Genomic DNA, 1,557 nt, shown 5'->3' with positions numbered 1-1,557 from the left:
TTTATACACGCTCTAACTTGCCATAACTGGTTTCGCCACAGAAGTTAATCTGCTCAAGCTTTCTTCTAAACTTCTCACACAGCGGCTGACCGTCGACTTGGGTATATCCGCTAATTGTGCCGCTTGAGTAAAGCTGCCGGTTTCAACAACCTGAACAAACAATTGCATATCTTCTAAGCGCATAATGTCTCCCCCAAACTATCACCGTGTTTATTAATCTATTTAACCATTTGAATTTTATAAAAATAAGAGAACCATCGTAACGGCCACGCAGATTATTATCTACAATGATAAAATGTTTGATTGAAATGGCTAGCTCCCCATGAGTTTACAGCATGTCCCCTTTGGCTTAAGCACTATTGATAATAGTTTAGTGGACGTTGCCGATGTCAAACGCGGCAAGCAATGTGGCTGTATTTGCCCTTCGTGCCAACTGCCGCTTATTGCTAAACAAGGCGAAAGCAAGCAATGGCACTTTGCCCACAGCACGCGAGATGGGGGCCAACAAGTGCTGCCCTGTGATTTTTCCTTTTTTGTTTCGGTGCGTATGATGGCCAAACAACTGATGGCACAAGGCCTTGAGATTGACTTACCCGCTTACAGTCGAACCCTAAATGAACTGGTTCAAGGTGCGACGAGCAAGCAAGTGATCAAAATTGCCAATAAAAGCAGCATAGATTTAACCCAAGTAAAAATAGATACCACCTTTGCCGATTGCAGTGTTGATATTGAGGGCAAAGTCGGTGACTACACCTTTGTGATTTACTTTACTCACCCTAGCCGCGCCTTACCCCATAAGCTTGCAGATCCGCCAGAGCATCACAGCGCGGTATTGCAAATAAAGCTAGATGATTGCCATGGGTTATTTAGGGAAAAAGCCAACACCCAGCGCCAACTTGATCAGCTCAAACAGTATTTGCAGCATGAACTCGACAACAAGGCATGGGTGTTTCATCCTCGCCAGATCCACTTGATCCAGCAAGCAAAGCAAAATCTAGCGCAGCAACAAAAGCCACTAAAACCAATGTTATCACCTGAGCCTAAGGCGCAAGCTTCTAACCTAGGTACGCATCATCGCACCCAGCCGGTGCAGCCAAAACCGGCTAATACTCCTAAGCCCAAGCAACACAAGATAACGACTGTCACTACCAATGCCCGCAGCCTGCTGCCCGAATTGGCCCATGCCATTAACGTCGCCCCAGTTCAGCATCGCACAGCCACCTATGAATGCATCATGTGCCATTGCCAATGGCAAGTGAAACTGCCCAGCAAACCCAGCTGCCCTAAATGCAGAAGTCATTTATATGCGAAAGAATGTGTGTAGGCATAATATGGAGTATGTGAATTGCAGCAGCGCAGCTCGCTGCGCGAATATCACGATCAGTGATAGATCCTAAGCCCCTTCCCTAAGCAAGATCAGGTCCTACAAGCGCAGACAAAAATGTAGGAGCGCAGCTCGCTGCGCGAATATCACGATCAGTGATTTATCCTAAGCCCCTTCCCTAAGCAAGTTCAGGCCCACAGGCGCAGACAAAAATGTAGGAGCGCAGCTCGCTG

2 protein-coding genes are annotated in these 1,557 nt (G+C 46.9%); one reads left to right on the top strand and one right to left on the bottom strand.

Annotated features, from left to right (window positions below; translation table 11 throughout):
• Positions 1 to 12: 12 nt before the first annotated feature.
• Positions 13 to 183 (bottom strand): helix-turn-helix domain-containing protein, encoded by a 171-nt coding sequence (locus ACK8OT_RS19185; RefSeq protein ID WP_410198117.1) that lies wholly within the window; start codon positions 181 to 183, stop codon positions 13 to 15.
• A gap of 139 nt (positions 184 to 322) precedes the next feature.
• Between ACK8OT_RS19185 and ACK8OT_RS19180 the strand changes: the two genes are divergently transcribed.
• Complete coding sequence (locus ACK8OT_RS19180; RefSeq protein ID WP_410198116.1) at positions 323 to 1,324, top strand: competence protein CoiA family protein; 1,002 nt, start codon at positions 323 to 325, stop codon at positions 1,322 to 1,324.
• Positions 1,325 to 1,557 lie beyond the last annotated feature (233 nt).

It is taken from the genome of Motilimonas thetidivivens (genome assembly GCF_046452435.1).
Lineage (GTDB): Bacteria > Pseudomonadota > Gammaproteobacteria > Enterobacterales > CBDFNC01 > Motilimonas.
This window is presented reverse-complemented; position numbering and strand designations above follow the sequence as displayed.